This is a genomic window from Anaerotaenia torta, assembly GCF_050433395.1.
GTDB lineage: Bacteria > Bacillota > Clostridia > Lachnospirales > Lachnospiraceae > Mobilitalea > Mobilitalea torta.
The window spans coordinates 328,675-346,920 of the sequence record NZ_JBNPXH010000005.1 but is presented as its reverse complement, the minus strand read 5'-3'; the positions used below and the strand labels follow the sequence as shown (position 1 = coordinate 346,920).

General features: G+C 49.5%; 16 protein-coding genes. 11 read left to right on the top strand and 5 right to left on the bottom strand.

All coding sequences use genetic code 11. The features are described 5' to 3' along the window. Nucleotides 1–133: 133 nt before the first annotated feature. The 11 genes from HNQ56_RS10885 to HNQ56_RS10835 all read left to right on the top strand — a co-directional run bounded on the left by HNQ56_RS10885 (nt 134) and on the right by HNQ56_RS10835 (nt 14,878). The gene (locus HNQ56_RS10885; RefSeq protein WP_429145633.1) at nt 134–1,858 is read left to right on the top strand and encodes a methyl-accepting chemotaxis protein; all 1,725 of its coding nucleotides are present in this window, start codon (nt 134–136) and stop codon (nt 1,856–1,858) included. Between the two features lie 516 nt (nt 1,859–2,374). Beyond that, the gene (locus HNQ56_RS10880) at nt 2,375–4,534 is read left to right on the top strand and encodes a methyl-accepting chemotaxis protein (protein ID WP_429145630.1); all 2,160 of its coding nucleotides are present in this window, start codon (nt 2,375–2,377) and stop codon (nt 4,532–4,534) included. A 48-nt stretch (nt 4,535–4,582) separates the two neighbouring features. Continuing rightward, nucleotides 4,583–4,744 (top strand): hypothetical protein, encoded by a 162-nt coding sequence (locus tag HNQ56_RS10875; protein WP_429145627.1) that lies wholly within the window; start codon nt 4,583–4,585, stop codon nt 4,742–4,744. A gap of 128 nt (nt 4,745–4,872) precedes the next feature. Continuing rightward, the gene (gene guaA / locus HNQ56_RS10870; RefSeq protein ID WP_429145625.1) at nt 4,873–6,408 is read left to right on the top strand and encodes a glutamine-hydrolyzing GMP synthase; all 1,536 of its coding nucleotides are present in this window, start codon (nt 4,873–4,875) and stop codon (nt 6,406–6,408) included. A 98-nt stretch (nt 6,409–6,506) separates the two neighbouring features. After that, nucleotides 6,507–7,184, top strand: a complete 678-nt coding sequence (locus HNQ56_RS10865) for a response regulator transcription factor (protein WP_429145656.1) — start codon at nt 6,507–6,509, stop codon at nt 7,182–7,184. Beyond that, nucleotides 7,184–8,098 (top strand): sensor histidine kinase, encoded by a 915-nt coding sequence (locus HNQ56_RS10860; protein ID WP_429145622.1) that lies wholly within the window; start codon nt 7,184–7,186, stop codon nt 8,096–8,098. The genes HNQ56_RS10865 and HNQ56_RS10860 overlap by 1 nt, the downstream gene beginning before the upstream one ends. Nucleotides 8,099–8,205: 107 nt before the next feature. Further along, nucleotides 8,206–8,883, top strand: coding sequence for an ABC transporter ATP-binding protein (locus HNQ56_RS10855; RefSeq protein ID WP_429145619.1), 678 nt, complete (start codon nt 8,206–8,208; stop codon nt 8,881–8,883). Further along, on the top strand, nt 8,880–11,375 hold the full coding sequence (locus tag HNQ56_RS10850; RefSeq protein WP_429145616.1) for an FtsX-like permease family protein: 2,496 nt from the start codon (nt 8,880–8,882) through the stop codon (nt 11,373–11,375). The genes HNQ56_RS10855 and HNQ56_RS10850 overlap by 4 nt, the downstream gene beginning before the upstream one ends. A 199-nt stretch (nt 11,376–11,574) precedes the next feature. After that, nucleotides 11,575–12,765, top strand: coding sequence for a coenzyme F420-0:L-glutamate ligase (locus HNQ56_RS10845; RefSeq protein WP_429145613.1), 1,191 nt, complete (start codon nt 11,575–11,577; stop codon nt 12,763–12,765). 55 nt (nt 12,766–12,820) lie between these two features. Continuing rightward, nucleotides 12,821–14,128: a glutamine-hydrolyzing GMP synthase gene (gene guaA, locus HNQ56_RS10840; RefSeq protein WP_429145611.1), complete on the top strand. Its 1,308-nt coding sequence runs from the start codon at nt 12,821–12,823 to the stop codon at nt 14,126–14,128. Nucleotides 14,129–14,176: 48 nt separating this feature from the next. Then, nucleotides 14,177–14,878 (top strand): L-ribulose-5-phosphate 4-epimerase, encoded by a 702-nt coding sequence (locus HNQ56_RS10835; RefSeq protein WP_429145609.1) that lies wholly within the window; start codon nt 14,177–14,179, stop codon nt 14,876–14,878. Nucleotides 14,879–14,921: 43 nt separating this feature from the next. On the opposite strand, the gene HNQ56_RS10830 is transcribed toward HNQ56_RS10835, so the two are convergent. Genes HNQ56_RS10830 through HNQ56_RS10810 form a run of 5 tightly spaced genes read right to left on the bottom strand, consistent with a single transcriptional unit; the run spans nt 14,922 to nt 18,183 of the window. Further along, nucleotides 14,922–15,383, bottom strand: a complete 462-nt coding sequence (locus tag HNQ56_RS10830; protein ID WP_429145607.1) for a hypothetical protein — start codon at nt 15,381–15,383, stop codon at nt 14,922–14,924. Beyond that, the gene (locus HNQ56_RS10825) at nt 15,380–16,267 is read right to left on the bottom strand and encodes an ABC transporter ATP-binding protein (RefSeq protein WP_429145604.1); all 888 of its coding nucleotides are present in this window, start codon (nt 16,265–16,267) and stop codon (nt 15,380–15,382) included. The genes HNQ56_RS10830 and HNQ56_RS10825 overlap by 4 nt, the downstream gene beginning before the upstream one ends. Further along, nucleotides 16,267–16,650, bottom strand: a complete 384-nt coding sequence (locus tag HNQ56_RS10820; RefSeq protein WP_429145601.1) for a GntR family transcriptional regulator — start codon at nt 16,648–16,650, stop codon at nt 16,267–16,269. Before HNQ56_RS10820 ends, HNQ56_RS10825 begins: the two co-directional genes overlap by 1 nt. Further along, nucleotides 16,647–17,297, bottom strand: coding sequence for a hypothetical protein (locus HNQ56_RS10815; RefSeq protein WP_429145599.1), 651 nt, complete (start codon nt 17,295–17,297; stop codon nt 16,647–16,649). The genes HNQ56_RS10820 and HNQ56_RS10815 overlap by 4 nt, the downstream gene beginning before the upstream one ends. Beyond that, nucleotides 17,287–18,183 carry an ABC transporter ATP-binding protein gene (locus HNQ56_RS10810; protein ID WP_429145596.1) on the bottom strand — a complete coding sequence of 299 codons (897 nt, stop codon included), beginning with the start codon at nt 18,181–18,183 and terminating at the stop codon, nt 17,287–17,289. The genes HNQ56_RS10815 and HNQ56_RS10810 overlap by 11 nt, the downstream gene beginning before the upstream one ends. Between the last annotated feature and the right edge of the window lie 63 nt (nt 18,184–18,246).

The window sequence follows — 18,246 nt, the reverse complement described above, 5'->3', positions numbered from 1 at the left end:
TGCATAAAGTCTGAACATTGACAACTGAATAACTGCCAGGTATTGAATTTTCAAGGTGCATAGCTAAAATTTATGTGCGAAGTTTGAGTTATTTATATCTTTAATCATAGTAGGTGCCCTGCTGAGCATATCCGTGTTCAATTATATCATATCACGTAATGAGATCGCCAAATCAAATCGGATTATTCTTGAGAATGCCATCGAAACAGTCATGTCCGATATCAACAGTAACTATTCTTATGCCCATGCAGGGGAGGGAAGCATGTCGGAGGAAGAGGCCAAGGAGGCTTCTATCAATGCCGTCAAAAGGCTGCAGAAGAATCAGGCGGATACCGTATCCACTGCCACAACAGAAGCTGCGGATGCGGCTTCCTCAGCCACAGCTAATTCGGAGTTTTCCAATCACACCCTCAATCTGGGGGAGTCGGGATATTTCTTTATTATTAATTCACAGGGAGATATTATTTCCCATCCGTTTCTGGAAGATAATATTTATGAGCTTAAGGCGAAGGATGGACGGTGGATTGTTCAGGACATCGTTGAACTGGCAAAGAAGGGCGGCGGGATTCTGAATTATGCCCTGGAGGGAGATGTCAGTGTCATTCGGGACAGCAAAACAGTTTATAGCATGTATTTTCCTCACTGGGACTGGGTGGTATGTGCGGTAATCTATGATATTGATTTCTATCAGGGCGCCAATATGATCCTGCTGAGCAATATGATCAGCGTAGGGATAATGCTGGTAATCTCCCTCGCTCTTGCGATGCTGATCTCCAACCGGATTACAGGGCCCATTAAGAAGATATCCGAAACGCTGCGGGAGGTGTCCCAGGGGAATCTGACCCAGAGCAAGATTGAGGTAAAGACCAGAGATGAGACCCGGCTGCTGGCGGATTCGGTGAACCGGCTGCTGGACAGCTTCAATGATATTGTAAAGACCATGACCATTTCCAGCGGCGGGCTGCATCAATTTGCAATGAATCTGACCCAGTCTTCGGGAGTGGTAAGTGAGGCGACGGTGGAAGTGGCAAAGGCCATTGCCCATATGGCATCCTTAACAGAGGATCAGTACCGGGAAACGCTGGATACGGTCCAGAGAATTACGCAGCTGGGTGAGGATATCGAATACACTGCTCAGGAAGGGATGCGCATAGAGGAGGCAGCTCAGAGAAGCTTGGAGTGGAAAGAAGAAGGAGCGGCATCCGTTCATCACCTGAAGGAAGCAAATGAGGAAAATCAGACGAATTCATCAGAGATTGAGACAATCATACATAAAATTAATGATGCTTCCCAGGACATTGGCATGATAACAGAGATCATTACCAGGGTAGCCAAGCAGACCAACCTGCTGGCTCTCAATGCGAGCATTGAAGCATCAAGAGCAGGAGAGCACGGAAGCGGTTTCTCGGTAGTGGCGGAAGAGATCCGCAAATTGGCAAGTGAAACAGGCGCGGCAACGGAGAATATCCGGGAAAGAATTGAACAGATGCAGATGCAGTCAGAAGAAGCGGTACGCTTCATCAGCATCAATCGGGCCGGTGTGGAACGGATTAATTCCAGTGTTCTGAGGACAGAGGATGTGATCGGCCGGATTGAGGAAGGTCTGATGCTTCAGATCCAGGGAATTCAGGAGATTGCCCGCCGGAATAAGGAGATCAATGCGAAAAAGGATGAAATCCAGGGCATGCTGCAGAATGTAGCTGCATCAGCAGAAGAAAATTCCGCCTCTGCGCAGGAAATTTCGGCTTCGGCGGAAGAGCAGTCGGTAACTTTGATTGAGATTACAGATAGTATAACCCAATTATATGATATGGTTCAGGGATTAAATGAACTGATTAAGAAGTTCCGCACCAATTAATCAAAAGGTCATGCTGTGTATACGGCATGACCTTTTGTCGGTATTTGTTGAAATATATCACAATTAGTGGTAAAATAAACCATGAGGGCAGATATACTGAGCTAATCTTGCTGAAAAGCAGCTTGCCGGGATACCGCATTATCCCCTTGCTGTTGTGGAGGCTCCATCCGGTTTTGAAAAAAACCGCGATATTCCGTAGGAACTAATAAGTGCGTTTGTGATGCATGGCAATCCAAATCTGCATATTCATTACGCGGCAGGTGAGGGTTAAGCTGCGGCTGGCAATACAGGAATAAAGATAATCTGCTATTCAAAAAATACAGCAGATTATTTTTATTCTCATTTATACTTGGGAGCGCTGGATTAAGAGCTGTTCGATAGCGCGTACGGACGGATAGAAATCATCTGGTTTTTAAAAAGTCCGGTAACATGTCTGCCAAAATAACCGCATCGGAGTTTATCGATCTTGTTTTAATGGATCGAAGATATAAAATATAAGGAAAGGAGTATATTGATGTGTTAAAAGAAAAAGAAATCGTTCAAGAAGAAAAAGCAAATCTGTCTGGAAAGGGATTTAAATCACTTTCGTCCAAAATTCTCATGTTTGTCGGAGGGCCTGTTATTCTTGCGTTTTTAGCAGTCAGCTTTGTCCTTCTGACCCTTGTCAGCGCTACCGTGACCGGTCTTACAACCAATGAATTAAGTGCAAAGTCCCAGGCTGCCTCCTATGATATCAATAACTATTTTGAGAGGCATCTGGAAATTGCCAAGGCACTGGCCAGCAGTACCGAAGTGGAAGAGCTGTTCACTTCTGTCGGCCCCGGCATGTGGGTTACAGAATACGAAGGTTTTCCTGCAATTAAACGCACTCTGGGAAATATCCAGAGCGCCAATGGTACGGTTTTAAATATCTGGGTTTCGGATGTGGATTCCAGTCAGCTTGCGCAGGCGGACGGCTTCCTGGCAAAAGAAGGCTGGGACATACTGAAACGCCCCTGGTTCATAACCATGAAAAACGCAAACGCCGCAGTTTTAACAGAGCCCTATGAAGATACCGCTACCAAGCTGCAGGTCGTCACCGTTGCGGCACCTGTTTTCAAGCTGGGAACAGAGGAAATCATAGGAGCAGTCGGATTGGATATTTCACTGGAATCCCTTGGAGAGACCATTAAGGCATATACCTTGGGGAATACCGGGTTTTACATTCTGACAACAGGAGCAGGTCAGATCATCTATCATCCTGTCGCTGAGAATATCAACCGGAATATTGCTGACACGGATATGTCGGACAGCATTAAGGAGGCTCTTCTCTCGAAATCAGAAGGCAGCCTGGAGTATACCTCCCATGGTCTCCACAATCACGGCTATGTTTCCAGGGTGGGAAACACGGATTGGATGGTTGCCACCGGATTGCCGAATGCTGAGTTCAAAGAGGATTTCTTTGCTGTTCGGACTGTGATGCTGGCTACTTTTGCGGTTGCCATCGTTATTATCGTGATTATCCTTATGATTTTATCAAGAGGCATCGTTTCCCCTGTCAAGAGGTTGACAAAAACGGCCAATCTGATTGCGGAAGGGAATCTGGATGTGTCAGCGGAGGTGACTTCCAGGGACGAAACCGGACAGATGGCGGATGCCATCAACCGCACAGTTGCTCAACTGCGCAGGTATCTTGCATACATAGGAGAGATTACCCTTACCCTTGAAAACATGGCACGGGGGGATATGCGCATTCACCTCAGGGAAGACTATGTCGGAAATTTTGCATCGGTCCGGTCTGCTTTTACAGAACTGTCCGCATCCTTAAATCATACGCTTCTCACCATTGATACGGCCGCGGAACAGGTCAGCGAGGGGTCTGCCCAGGTTGCAGGCGGAGCTCAGGCTCTTGCATCGGGATCCACAGAACAAGCTGCCACGGTGGAAGAGCTGAGTGCTTCCATTGAAAGAGTGGCGAATCAGGCGGCTGAGAATTCGTCCAATGTGATTTCCGCTGCCAGAGACATCGAGCAGGCCAGTGCAGGTGTTGCTGCGGGAAATGAACATATGAAGCAGCTCGCCGATGCAATGGTGGATATTAATTCTGCTTCCAATCAAATAGCCAATATTACGAAGATTATTGAAGATATCGCATTCCAGACCAACATTCTGGCATTGAATGCCGCCATCGAAGCAGCACGCGCCGGCAGCGCCGGAAAGGGATTTGCGGTTGTGGCGGATGAAGTCCGCAGCCTTGCGGCCAAATCGGCGGAAGCCGCCAAGCAGACAGGTGAGCTGATCCAGATATCCGTTGCTACTGTGGCAAAGGGCACGGAAATGACCGCCCGGACAGCACAGATTCTTCAGGATGTAAAGGTAAAAGCCTCCAGAGCAGCGGAAAGCTTTGATCAGATCCAACGGGCATCCGCGGAACAGACCAACGCAACCTTGCAGATCAAGGAAGGAATTGCCCAGGTTGCCGCTATCGTGCAGACGAATGCCGCTACCGCGGAAGAGAATTCGGCTACCAGCCAAGAGATGTCGGCCCAGGCCGAAACACTGCGCCATGAGGTTGGAAAGTTCAAGCTGGATACGGATAAAGATCAGGATATCATTAAAGCGGTTCCCCTATTGAAGGAGCAGGCCGCTCCGCGAATGTCCCTGCCGGAAGCATCCCGCAGCTTTGGGAAATATTAAACCCGAATAGGCTCGCAGAATGGTCAGATGCCGAGGAGGGATTCAGGTGTGGATGCCTTTGACGCCGCGACCGTCGAAGAGGCCCTTCTGGAGATCAAAAGGAATAGGGGAAAACAATTGGATCCGCAGATGGCAAGACTTTTAACCGGATCATTGCAAGCGCAGATAAACAGAAGAAGCAATAAGGTTAAAATTTTGCTGGCATATTGATAAAAAATGTTGTATTATAAAACTGCATTTTTTTACAGGTCTGATTACCGGAAGGAAAGGCAGATACCCGGTAATTGAGAAAATAGAACCAAGGCAGCGTTTGGAATGGATTAGTAGGAGGAAAATCAGTGAAAAAAGAAATGGTTATTGTGCTTGACTTTGGCGGTCAGTATAATCAGTTAATTGCACGAAGGGTGAGGGAATGCAATGTGTATTGTGAAGTCCTTCCCTATACCGTCAGCCTGGAACGGATTAAGGAAATTGCCCCGAAGGGGATTATATTTACCGGCGGACCGGCCAGCGTCTATGAGGCAGGGGCTCCGGCCTGTGACAAGGGAATATTCGACCTGGGAATACCTGTCCTTGGGATTTGCTATGGCTGCCAGCTGATGACCCATCTTCTCGGGGGCAGGGTATCCAAGGCACCGGTTCGTGAATATGGCAAGACAGAGGTTCATGTAGAGACCGAATCTCCATTGTTTCAGGAGGTATCTGGGGATACTGTCTGCTGGATGAGCCATACTGATTATATTGAAGAGCTGGCTCCGGGCTTCCGGGTTGCCGCCTGCTCCTCTTCCTGTCCGGTGGCCGCGATGGAAAACAGGGCGGAAAATCTGTACGGGGTGCAATTCCATCCCGAAGTGGTTCATACCCAGGAGGGAACCCGGATGCTGCATAATTTCCTGTATCAGGTCTGCCGCTGCGCCGGGGACTGGGTCATGTCCTCTTTTACAGAAGAGATGGTACAATCCCTGAAGAACAAAATAGGTGATAAGAAAGTCCTTTGTGCCCTTTCCGGCGGTGTGGATTCCTCCGTTGCTGCGGTTATGATCAGTAAGGCAGTGGGCAAGCAGCTCACCTGCATCTTTGTGGATCATGGTTTACTGCGTAAAAATGAAGGGGATGAGGTAGAGCAGATATTTACCACCCAGTTTGATTTGAATTTTATCCGTGTCAATGCGCAGCAGCGCTTTTATGATAAACTGGCGGGCATATCCGAGCCGGAGCAGAAGAGGAAGATCATCGGCGAAGAGTTCATCCGGGTTTTTGAGGAGGAGGCAGGGAAGATCGGTACTGTTGATTTCCTGGTTCAGGGAACCATCTATCCGGACGTAATCGAAAGCGGCCTGGGCCAGTCTGCAGTTATTAAGAGTCATCACAATGTGGGCGGTCTCCCGGATCATGTGAATTTCAAGGAAATTATTGAACCCCTGCGCAGCCTGTTCAAGGATGAGGTGAGAAAAGCCGGTCTGGAGCTAGGAATCCCGGAGAAGCTGGTTTACAGGCAGCCCTTCCCCGGCCCCGGGCTTGCTGTCCGTATCATCGGAGATATTACACCGGAGAAGATTGCCATCCTTCAGGACGCGGATTATATCTACCGGGAGGAGATAGAGAAGGCCGGCCTTGACAGGAGCATCGGACAATATTTTGCGGTGCTGACCAATTTAAAGAGTGTGGGAGTTATGGGCGATGAGAGAACCTATGATTATACCGTGGCACTCCGAGCTGTTACCACAACGGATTTCATGACGGCGGAATTTGCCGAGCTGCCCTGGGAGGTGCTGGGCCGGATATCCAGCCGGATTGTCAACGAAGTGAAGCATGTAAACCGAATCTGCTATGATGTTACGGGCAAGCCGCCGGCTACCATTGAGTGGGAGTAGAGTCAGAGGTATGGATTGAACCGATAACCGGATCCATGCTGCAATGGTGCGGCCTCCGGTAAAAGCCGGGTTTCAGATCCTGGGAGGAGGTGTTTGATATAAAAAAGATACTGATTATTGAAGATGATCTGCCTTTAAGTAATGGAATAGCCCTTGCCTTAAAAGACAGCGAACTTACCTTCATCCAGGTAAGGGACCTGCGCTCCGCGCGGCAGGAGACGGAGAACGCAGCCTTTGATCTGATCATTCTGGACATCAATTTACCGGACGGAAACGGGCTGGATTTTCTGAAGGAGTTACGAAAAATATCTGCAATACCGGTAATCATCCTCACAGCCAATGATCTGGAAACGGATGTGGTCACCGGCCTTGAGCTGGGAGCAGACGATTATATTACCAAGCCTTTCAGCCTGATGATTCTGCGGGCAAGGGTACAGGCCCGGCTGCGAAGCGGCTCTGCCTCCCTTGCTGATACGGTGCAGATAGACGGCTTCCGGTTCTCCTTCACAAAAATGGAGTTTACAAAAAATAATATTCCGGTCGAGCTGAGCAAAACAGAGCAAAAACTGCTTCGTATATTGCTGGAAAACAGGGGACATACCTTGACGAGAGCACAACTGGTCGATGCTGTCTGGACGGATGGTGCCGAATATGTGGATGAGAATGCCCTCTCGGTTACTGTCAAGCGTCTGCGTGACAAGCTGGAGGATGCTCCGTCCTCCCCCGGGTATATTAAGACGGTGTACGGCATTGGGTACACATGGGCGGTGACATGATGGGCAGGTGGATTCTGATAACAGGAATTGCAGCTGCTGCAATCGCCGCTGCAGTTACCGCGGTTCTATACCGCAAAAGGATGCGGCGGCTTATGATTTCATTAAGTACTATGCTGGATAGTGCCGTAGACGGCGATTTTGCCGAGAGCTCCTTTGACGAGTCACTCCTATCGGCAGTAGAGGGGAAAATGGCACGTTTTTTGTCCTCCTGTACAGTATCCTCTAAAAACCTGTCGACGGAGAAGGAGAAAATTAAGAGTCTTATTTCGGATATCTCCCATCAGACCAAAACGCCTGTCTCCAATATTCTGCTATATTCCCAACTTCTTGGCGAATATGAGCTGCCGGAGGACTGTGCCCTGTGTGTAAGGGCCCTTTCCGCACAGGCGGAAAAGCTGGATTTTCTTATCGGAGCGTTAGTGAAGGCTTCCCGCCTGGAAAGCGGGATTATAGAGGTGAAGTCCCAAAGAGGTTCTGTGCGGACCTTGCTGAACGCGGTCATCGGCCAGATCAGTCCCAAAGCGGAGGCGAAGGAGATCAGCATTGAAGTAGAGGCGGAAGAGGGCATAGCCTATTACGATCCCAGATGGACGGCGGAGGCAGTATATAATATTCTTGACAATGCCGTAAAATACTCCCCGCGCCAAAGTATCATCAAAATCAAAGCGGTTCCTTACGAACTGTTCCATCGTATTGATGTTGCCGATGAAGGTATGGGTATCGAAGAGGAGGAGCAGAGCAGGATATTCTCCCGTTTTTACCGATCCCCTGCAGCCAGTCTGCAGGAGGGCGCGGGAATCGGTTTGTTTCTGGCCAGGGAGATTCTCTCAAATGGGGGAGGCTATATCAAGATATCCTCGAAGCCGGGACAGGGTTCTGTCTTCTCTATTTTTCTTCCGGCAGAAAAAAGATAAATCTTTCAAAACTGTTAGATTTTCGAAAGAATGTGGAAAGATTGTTTTGCTATCTTGTCTGTATCACAGGAAGTTGTGGTACAGACTTTTTTTGGAGGAAATCATACATGAGTATATTAAAAACAACAGAGTTGAAGAAGTATTATGGGGGCAGTGAAACGACGGTCCGTGCGCTGGATGGCGTGAATCTGTCGGTGGAGAACGGAGAATTTGTGGCCATCGTAGGCACCTCCGGCAGCGGGAAATCCACTTTGCTCCATATGTTGGGCGGCCTTGACCGTCCGACCGACGGCTCCGTATCTGTGGATGGAAAAGAAATCTTTTCCCTGAAGGACGAGGAGCTGACGATATTCCGCCGCCGTAAAATCGGTTTTGTATTCCAGAGCTTCAACCTTGTTCCGGTACTGAATGTCTATGAGAACATCGTTCTGCCCATTCAACTGGACGGAAACGAGCCGGATGAAGGTTACGTGACGCAAATCGTTCAGACATTAGGCCTGGAGACAAAGCTGCAAAATCTGCCGAACCAGCTCTCCGGCGGGCAGCAGCAGCGGGTCGCTATTGCCAGGGCGCTGGCAGCAAAGCCTGCCATTATCCTTGCCGATGAGCCTACCGGGAACCTGGACAGCAAAACCAGCCAGGATGTTATCGGGTTATTGAAGGTGACAGGAGAAAAATTCAGGCAGACCATAGTTATGATCACCCATAATGAGGAGCTGGCCCAGATGGCAGACCGGATTGTCCGCATTGAAGACGGAAAAATCATAGGCGGTGAACGGATATGATCAGAGTAAAAAACAAGAAGGTTATCCGCAGGCTGGCCGACAGCAGCTTTCGTGCAGCCAGAACACGCAACATCATTGCTGTAATTGCCATTGCCCTAACGGCGCTTTTATTTACAAGTTTATTTACTATGGGGTCAGGTGCGGTGGAGAGCACGCAGCGCGCCTCCATGATTATGTCCGGCGGTGATGGTCATGCCAGTATTAAATATGTAACGGATGAACAGTATGAAGCGGTAAGCACCCATCCGCTCGTCAAAGAAATGGCCTATTGCCGGATGCTCTGCGACAGTGTGGATAATGCGGCCCTCATCAAACGTTATACGGAGTTCTGGTATTACGACGACCTCGGTCTGAAATTTTCCTTTACCGAGCCGGAGTCGGGGCATAAGCCGCAGGGAAAAAACGAAGTCATCGCCGATACCAAGACGCTGGAGCTGCTGGGTGTTCCGTTGGAGGTGGGGGCGCCGCTTACCCTGGAGCTCAGTATCCACGGCAAAAAGGTGGTGCGGGATTTCATACTGGCCGGCTGGTGGGAAAGTGACCCGGGTTTCAATATCGGGCAGATAGCCGCCTCCCGTGCTTATGTGGATGCCCATATGGATGAGTTGTATAACTCCTATAAGGAGGATGCTTCCCCGACGGGGGCTATCACCGGGTATATCAAATTTGCCGGCACGCTGAATATTGACAGAAACCTGAGAACCGTCCTGACCGAAAAAGGATTTTCATTGGATGAAAATGCGCCAAATTATATGGCAACAGGCGTCAACTGGGCTTATATGTCAACCGGTTTCAGCATGGATGCCGGAACGGTTATCGCACTGGTCTGTGCCATACTGCTGTTTGTATTCACCGGTTATCTGATCATCTACAATATCTTTCAGATCTCGGTGCTAAGGGATATCCGTTTTTACGGTCTTCTGAAAACCATCGGAGCCACCGGCCGGCAGCTTCGCTCCATCATTCGGCGTCAGACACTCCAGCTTTCGGCAGTTGGAATTCCCCTTGGCCTGCTGGCAGGCTTTTTTGCAGGAAAGGCGCTTGTACCGGCTCTGATGGCGCAATCGAGCTATGCGGGCAGTGCGGTAACCGTATCACCAAAGCCTCTGGTCTTTGGGGGAGCTGCCGTTTTCTCACTGGTCACCGTATTTATCAGCACCAGGAAGCCCGGAACGATGGCAGCCAGGGTATCCCCCATAGAGGCGGTTCGATATACTGATAACGACGCGGGTTATGGAAAGAAGCTCAAGAAATCCAAAGACGGCGGCAGGCCGGAGAAAATGGCTCTGGCAAATCTGGGCCGCAACAAAAAACGTACCGTACTGGTGATTCTAAGCCTCACCCTGAGCATTGTGCTGACCAATACGGTGTTCACCCTTTCCCAGAGTGTGGACATGGACAAGGCCCTTGAAAAGTTTAGCGATTCCGACTTCCTTCTCGGGCATGCCGACCTGTTCAATAACAGGTATAACGGAGAGGAGAGCGCACTCAGTGAGAGATTTATTGCAGCTGCAGAAGGACAGGAGGGGTTTGAGGCAGGAGGCCGCCTCTACGGATTTTGGGGCAGCTATACCAGCAGGACCTCCGGACAGACAATGAATCAATGGCCGGACGGTTCGTTCAGTACAGCTATATACGGTCTGGATCACTTTCCGTTTTCCCGGCTGAAGCTTGTGGACGGTGAACTGGATGCCGAAAAGCTTGCCGCAGGAAATTATATTCTGGAGGGTGTGCAGCCGGATGATTACGGAAATGTGAAACCAGGTAGGTTTAACCACAATATCGGGGATAAGATAAAGCTTGACTGCAGTAAAAGTGTGCGGGAAATGACCGTGCTGGGGCATGTGATCGCCAACCCGAATACGAACACCGACGGCAGTTGGATGGGCTCCGTCTTCTTTCTGCCCGGGGATGTTTTTAAAGAGCTGACCGGCAATGCTTATGCCATGAGCTATGCCTTTAATGCCGCGGCTGATAAAGAGGCTGATGTGGAGCGTTTTTTGAAGCAGTATACTGACAGTGCCGAGCCCACCATGAGCTATGAGTCCAAATTCACTGTTTTTGCGAGTCTTGAGAGCATACAGGATACGGCTGTTTTGATCGGAGGGTCACTGGCCCTTATCATCGGGCTCATTGGTATACTAAACTTCATCAATGCTATTCTGACCGGCATCCTGACCCGTCAGAAGGAATTTGCCATGCTGCAGAGCATCGGCATGACCCGCAGACAGCTTGTGAGCATGCTCTGCTGGGAAGGAGGATATTATGCGGCTTTGACGGCGGTGAGCTCCGTTCTGATGAGCCTGGGCAGTTCACTGCTCATTGTACGCCCCATGAGCGGACAGATCTGGTTTCTGAGCTATCACTTTGTCTTCTGGCCGCTGGTTGTCATTCTGCCCCTGCTGTTTGTGCTGGGCGCGCTGATTCCCTATATTATGTACCGTGCAATGGATAAGCAGAGCATTGTGGAGCGCTTGAGAATTGCAGGATGATCCTACCAGGTAAAGCTGTTGTCAAGACCGGTAATGGGAATTTATTAAGCGGTGAAAAAAATTCATACCTTGCGTCATACGCTGATTCGTATTATAACTATAATCAGTGATCTCTATTTTTCGATTTTGCTTCCCCTATGGGTAGGGTTTGTATTATAATAGCTATGTAAAAATTTTATTAAAGTCTGGAGATAATGCAATGGAACGTAAAATAGGTACTGTAGTCAGAGGAATCCGCTGCCCCATTATCCGGGAGGGCGATGATCTGTCTCAAATCGTGGTAGACAGTCTGCTGGAAGCAGCAAAGCAGGAAGGCTTTTCCCTGCGTGACCGTGACATTGTTTCGGTGACCGAGTCGGTGGCGGCCAGAGCCCAGGGAAATTATGCCTCCATCGATGCGATTGCGGCAGATGTAAAGAGTAAATTTGGCGGTGAGACCATGGGTGTTATCTTCCCCATTCTTTCCCGCAACCGGTTTTCAGTTTGTCTTCGGGGGATAGCCAGGGGTGCGAAGAAGATAGTGCTCATGCTGAGCTATCCCAGTGACGAGGTAGGCAATGAGCTGGTTTCCCTGGATCAGATTGATGCCTGCGGCATAAACCCTTACAGTGATGTACTTACCCTGGAAAAATACCGGGAATTGTTCGGGGAGAACAAGCATGCTTTCACGGGAGTGGATTATGTGCAATATTATGGTGACCTGATCCGTGAAGCGGGCGCCGAATGCGAGATCATTTTTGCCAACGATCCGCGGGTGATCTTAACCTACACTAAGAATGTGCTGTGCTGCGATATCCATACCCGTGCACGCACAAAGCGTATCCTCGGGGCAGCCGGAGGGGAACGTATCTATGGAATGGATGACATTCTCAGCTCTTCTGTGGACGGCAGCGGCTTCAACGAGCGTTTCGGCCTGCTGGGCTCGAACAAGTCAACAGAGGACAAGGTTAAGCTGTTCCCCCGGGATTGTGATCCCCTGGTAAAGGAAATCCAGAAAAAACTGCTGGATGTAACGGGAAGACATATTGAAGTCATGGTCTACGGTGACGGCGCATTTAAAGATCCGGTAGGAAAGATATGGGAGCTGGCCGATCCCTGTGTTTCGGTGGCCAATACGCCGGGCCTGGATGGCACACCCAATGAAATTAAGCTAAAGTATCTGGCGGATAATGATTTTGCCGACCTTTCCGGTGAAGCATTGCAAAAAGCCATTGAGGGCCGTATTAAGGAAAAGAAGGAGAACCTGGTGGGAGATATGGCCTCCCAGGGGACAACGCCCCGCCGGCTGACCGATCTTATCGGTTCGCTCAGCGATCTGACCAGCGGTTCCGGAGACAAGGGAACGCCCATCATACACATTCAGGGTTATTTTGATAACTTCACTAACTGATGATTACGGCAGCAGTCAACATGGTGCTTTGACTGCTGAGGAAAGGAAAATAAAAATGAAACAGGATATGATTGTTATACTTGATCTGGGCAGCACAGATAACACCGGAGTTGCCCGCACGGTGCGTTCTCTGGGTGTATACAGCGAGATCTATCCCCATGATATCTCATCAGCGGAGCTTGCCGCTCTGCCCAATGTGAAAGGAATCATCGTCAACGGGGGTCCTAATGACGTGATTGACGGAGAGAAAATCTCTGTTTCTTCTGAGATCTACGAGTGCGGTATCCCAGTGCTGGCGGTTGCCCATGATCGGGCTCCCGGCGGCGAGAAGCTCCCATCCTGGCCGGAGGAGGAGAAGGACATGGCCGGGGTTTTGCATTCCTTTGTTTTTGGAAGCTGTAAGGCTGAGGCTAACTGGAATATGACCAACTTTATTGCTGACCAGATTGAGCTGGTACGCCGCCAGGTAGGCGACAGTAAGGTTCTGCTTGCCCTTTCCGGGGGAGTGGACTCCTCGGTGGTTGCGGCACTGCTGCTGAAGGCTATTGGCAGTCAGCTTACCTGCGTTCATGTCAATCATGGTTTGCTGCGCAAGGGAGAACCGGAGCAGGTGGTGGAGGTCTTCGGAAAGCAGCTGAATGCCAATCTGGTTTATGTGGATGCAAGCGAACGGTTTTTGAATAAGCTGAAGGGCATCTTCGATCCCGAAGAGAAGCGCAAGATCATCGGAGCGGAATTTATCCGTGTGTTTGAAGAAGAGGCCCGCAAGCTGGAGGGAATTGATTATCTGGCACAGGGTACCATATACCCGGATATCGTGGAGAGCGGCACCAAGACAGCGAAGATGGTCAAATCCCATCATAATGTGGGCGGTCTTCCCGACGATATGAAATTCCGATTGGTAGAGCCGCTGCGGCAGCTGTTCAAGGATGAGGTGCGCGCCTGCGGTGTGGAACTGGGTCTGCCGGATCAGATGGTGTACCGCCAGCCGTTTCCGGGTCCCGGTCTGGGTGTGCGCTGTCTCGGAGCTATTACTCCGGATCGCCTGGAATGCGTTAGAGAGTCCGATGCCATTCTGCGTGAGGAATTTGCCAAGGCAGGGCTGGACAAGAAGGTATGGCAGTACTTCACCGTCGTGCCGGATTTTAAGTCCGTCGGAGTGCGGGATAACGCCCGCAGCTTTGAATATCCGGTCATTCTGAGAGCGGTCAACACCATTGATGCCATGACTGCCGATGTGGAACAGATCGATTGGCCGGTGCTTCTTCGGATCACTAACCGGATTCTCAAGGAAGTGCCCGGAGTCAACAGGGTCTGCTATGATCTGTCACCCAAGCCCCCTGCTACGATTGAATGGGAGTAGGATAGGCACTGGATTTCATTTATATGGAAAAGAACGGAGGCAGAAGAATTGTTAGAACAATTAAAAAAAGAAGTATATGATGCTAATATGGAATTACAGCAGAGGGGCATGGTAATCTATACCTGGGGAAATGTAAGCGGTATTGACCGGGAGAAGCAGCTGGTAGTGATCAAGCCCAGCGGAGTGGAATATGACGAAATGAAGCCGGAGGATATGGTGGTTGTGGACCTGGAGGGGAATGTGGCAGAAGGACATTACAAGCCCTCCTCCGATACCGCCACCCACCTGGAATTATACAAGAAGTATCCGGCAATCGGCGGTGTGGTGCATACTCATTCTACCTGGACGGTTACCTTTGCCCAGGCCGGAATGGCGATCCCGGCCTTTGGCACGACACATGCGGACTATTTCTATGGGGATATCCCCTGTACCCGCGAACTGACGCAGGAGGAGATAGAAGAAGCCTATGAGCTGAACACGGGCAAGGTAATTATTGAGACCATAGGTGATAATGATCCTATGGCCATTCCGGGTATCCTGGTGAAGAACCACGGTCCCTTTGCCTGGGGAAAGACACCTGCCGGATCTGTATATAATACGGTGGTTATGGATAAGGTGGCAGAGATGGCCTACAAGACCATGACCCTAAACCCCAGAGTTCCCAGGGTGTCCCAGTACCTGCTGGACAAGCATTATTTCAGAAAACATGGAGCCAATGCCTATTACGGTCAGGGATCCGAAGACCACTAAAGCCTTTCACGGACGAACCAGCCTATCCCTATGCGATTTTTCTTCAACGGGACAGGGACAGCTCCACGCCCAGGATGTAGATGACGGTCATGGTGACGGCCACAGTGAATAATGCAATGGTGAACCTTATGATATTGAACCAGTAAAAAAACAGGATCATGGGAAGACCTGTTAATATCAACTCTAAAAGCATACTGCGAAAAAGCAGGGTATACCTGCTGACGCGCACCGTATGCTTTTTTGTCGGATAGAATTTCAGCAGGGCGGCGACACTTTTCCAACCGGAGGCCTGCATTATAAAGGCGATTTTTGATAATTGGAGGATGGCTACCCAGATGGATATGCCGGTGCACAAGCCTATGGTTACTCCCAGAGGCATGATGCAGCCAAAGAGCATGGCTATGAAATACAGGATATTCGGAAGAGCAAAGCCAACCAGTACCGTATCGTTTGCTGTGTAAATTTCCTTATCAAACTCAAATTGCATAACGGTGTTTCTCTTCATAGGTTTCCTCCATCATAGAGCATGGGCTCTGAAAAATAATACATGATTTCTTCAAGATTAGGACGGGAAAGGGATAATCTGTCCCTCAGTTCAGCATTAGAGCCTAAAAAGGAGGTATCCTTCAGTATGGTCTCAAAGCCGGCTGCCGTCTTGCGAATCCGCATGGGACTGCCTTTCCGGATCAGGGGTAAATCCTCTTTCCTTCCCCTGAGAAGAGGATAACGGTCAATGAGTTCCTCGCGAGTCATATTAAAAACCAGTTTGCCGTTATCCAGCATCATAATAAAGTCTGCTACCCGGTCCAAATCTCCCGTGATATGAGTGGAAATCAATACGGATGCGTTGGTTTCACTGATGAAGTCCTGGAGTATACCGTAGAAATCCCTGCGGAATATTGGGTCCATACCGCCGGTGGGCTCATCCATGATCAGCAGCCGCGGTTCATGGCTCAGGGCGAAGGCGAATTGAAAGCGGATCTTCATTCCCTTGCTGAGATCCTTATAAAGGGCGGCTCCGTTCAGCTCAAAATCATGAAGGTATCGGACAAACACGGATTCCTTCCATTTGGGATAGAATTTACCGAAGAGCCTGGCGTTGTCCGCCAATGATTTATAATCAAAAAAGGGACCGGAATCCAGAACAAAGCCAAGGGATTCCTTCGCCTCCAGGCTGCGGCAATCCATGCCGTTAATCCGTATGCGTCCCCTGCTTTTACGGACAGCGTTCAGGATACAGTGTATCAAGGTGGTCTTACCGGCGCCGTTTTTCCCGATCAACCCCATAATATAGCCCTCCGGAAGGGACAGCTCAATGTCCTCCAGGGAAAAATGATCCCATTTCTTCGTAAGACCCTTAATCTCCAAAGCCGGTATTTCCCGCATCATCATGCCTCCTGTTCATTATCATATAAAAGACGGATCATAGTAATCATGTCTTCCCTGGCCAGATTGGCGCTTTTACACTGCCGTATCAGCTCCAGCATCTGATCCTCCAGCGCCTGTATTTTCTTTTCCTTCAGCAGCTCCGTCTTGAAGGGGCTGACATAGAAGCCTTTACCGGGAAGGGAGTAGATCAGTCCCTCTGCCTGCAGTTCCTCATAGGCCCGGCTGGTGGTAATGACACTGATCTGCAGATCCCGCGCAAGGCTGCGGATAGAAGGAAGCGCTTCATCCGCCCGGAGCTCCTGCTTAATAATTGCGTCCTTGATCTGTTCCATAATCTGCTCATAGATAGCCAGATGGCTGGTGTTTGAAATCATCAGGTTCATGACTGTCCGCCCCCTTCCTGTTTTTTGGGGCGGGGGTTTTTACTGAGGCTTATATATCCATAAAAGGGTTCGGTATAATTACCCAGGCGGAAGCTTCTCAGACAGAAGAAGAGAAGCAGTTCGGATGCCAGAAGGAACCCGGTGCTGATGACCATCTGCAATGAAAAGCCGGGCACAAGCAGGAAGTTCACTATATTTCCAAGAATTAATATGCAGCAAAGGGAATAGATCAATGCCCTGTGTCTTTTTTTTGTTTTTGTATGGTACAAGCCCATCATCAGGCAAAGCTGGGCGAAGAGGCTGATCATTTGCCAGCCCTGCTCCAGGCGGGGAATCGAATCCAGACGGGATATGAGGGTAAAGATTCCTCCGGTGCTCAGCATCAGCAATGCGGTAAGAAGACAGCGCAGATGAAGGTAGCGGCGGAGGGTCTTATTGTCCAGCGGCAGCACATAGAGCAATTTCGGAAGCTGGGGTATTAACAGGGAGAGGAGAATTATGATGAGATACAGGTAGGTATACGGGTTGTCGGAAAGAAATACCAGGCTTGAGAGAAAAGCCGGTACAATCAGGTACAGGAAAAGCCATCCTTCCCGAAAGCCTACCCGGGCATCTGCTATTAATAAATGCAATATTTTACACCGCATACTTATCCCTCTTTCCCTTTAGCAGGTAATACATGATATCTTCGATTGTGGGGATTGATATCTGCAGCTCTCCTTGCGATGTTCCGGGGAGGGGATTGCCTTCCACGGCGGAGCTGCAGCCTGTGGTTGTGACCAAGGCTTCACAGCTGTTTTCAGTGAAGCGCCTTCCCAGAATATATTCATGGAATTCCTCGATGCGGTCTCGCGGCCCGCGAAGCAGTCGGTAACGGCTGATAAGCTCTTCTTTTTGTTCAAAAAGCAATTGCTTTCCGCCCTCCAGAAAAAGAATATTATCTGCAATCCGGTCCAGCTCATCGGTTAAGTGGGTGGAGAAAATGACAGACTTGGTTTGATCCTGGATCAGGTCGAAGATAATGTCGATAAATTCTTTACGAAATACAGGGTCCAGCCCGGCGGAGGGTTCGTCAAAGACATACAGCTTTGCTTCCCGGCTGAAGGCTAAGGCGATCTGAAGCTTAATTACCATTCCCTTTGACATTCTTTTGACTGTTTTATGCATGGGAAGGGAGAACCGCCGGCATAGCCTCTTATAATGCTCATAGTGAAATCCGGTGTACATGCTTCGGAATAGCTTCCCGGCGGTATTGGGAGTCATTCCTTTGGGGAGGATGCATTCATCTGTGACAAATGCAATGATTTCCTTTGAGGGAACCGGCTCTTCGGCTCTGTCATAGTCACCGATCAGAATCCGCCCTTTCTCCGGTGCCCATAATCCTATAATTGTATTGAGTAACGTAGTCTTGCCCGCTCCGTTTCTTCCAATCAGCCCCAGCACATAACCCGGCTTCATGGAGAAGTGGATATCCTCTAATTGAAAGGAGTCAAAAGACTTTGTCATGTGTTCTACGCAAATGCAGTTGATCATAAGGTTCCTCCCATCTGGTCCGCAAAAAAAGACTGTATATATACTGTTCATATTAATATATAC

Coding starts and splice junctions, on each gene's coding strand:
- guaA (WP_429145611.1), top strand. CDS start 12,821: ATGAAACAGGATATGATTGTTATACTTGATCTGGGCAGCACAGATAAC.
- HNQ56_RS10820 (WP_429145601.1), bottom strand. CDS start 16,650: ATGAACCTGATGATTTCAAACACCAGCCATCTGGCTATCTATGAGCAG.
- HNQ56_RS10850 (WP_429145616.1), top strand. CDS start 8,880: ATGATCAGAGTAAAAAACAAGAAGGTTATCCGCAGGCTGGCCGACAGC.
- HNQ56_RS10830 (WP_429145607.1), bottom strand. CDS start 15,383: ATGAAGAGAAACACCGTTATGCAATTTGAGTTTGATAAGGAAATTTAC.
- HNQ56_RS10855 (WP_429145619.1), top strand. CDS start 8,206: ATGAGTATATTAAAAACAACAGAGTTGAAGAAGTATTATGGGGGCAGT.
- HNQ56_RS10845 (WP_429145613.1), top strand. CDS start 11,575: ATGGAACGTAAAATAGGTACTGTAGTCAGAGGAATCCGCTGCCCCATT.
- HNQ56_RS10810 (WP_429145596.1), bottom strand. CDS start 18,183: ATGATCAACTGCATTTGCGTAGAACACATGACAAAGTCTTTTGACTCC.
- HNQ56_RS10815 (WP_429145599.1), bottom strand. CDS start 17,297: ATGCGGTGTAAAATATTGCATTTATTAATAGCAGATGCCCGGGTAGGC.
- HNQ56_RS10825 (WP_429145604.1), bottom strand. CDS start 16,267: ATGATGCGGGAAATACCGGCTTTGGAGATTAAGGGTCTTACGAAGAAA.
- HNQ56_RS10860 (WP_429145622.1), top strand. CDS start 7,184: ATGGGCAGGTGGATTCTGATAACAGGAATTGCAGCTGCTGCAATCGCC.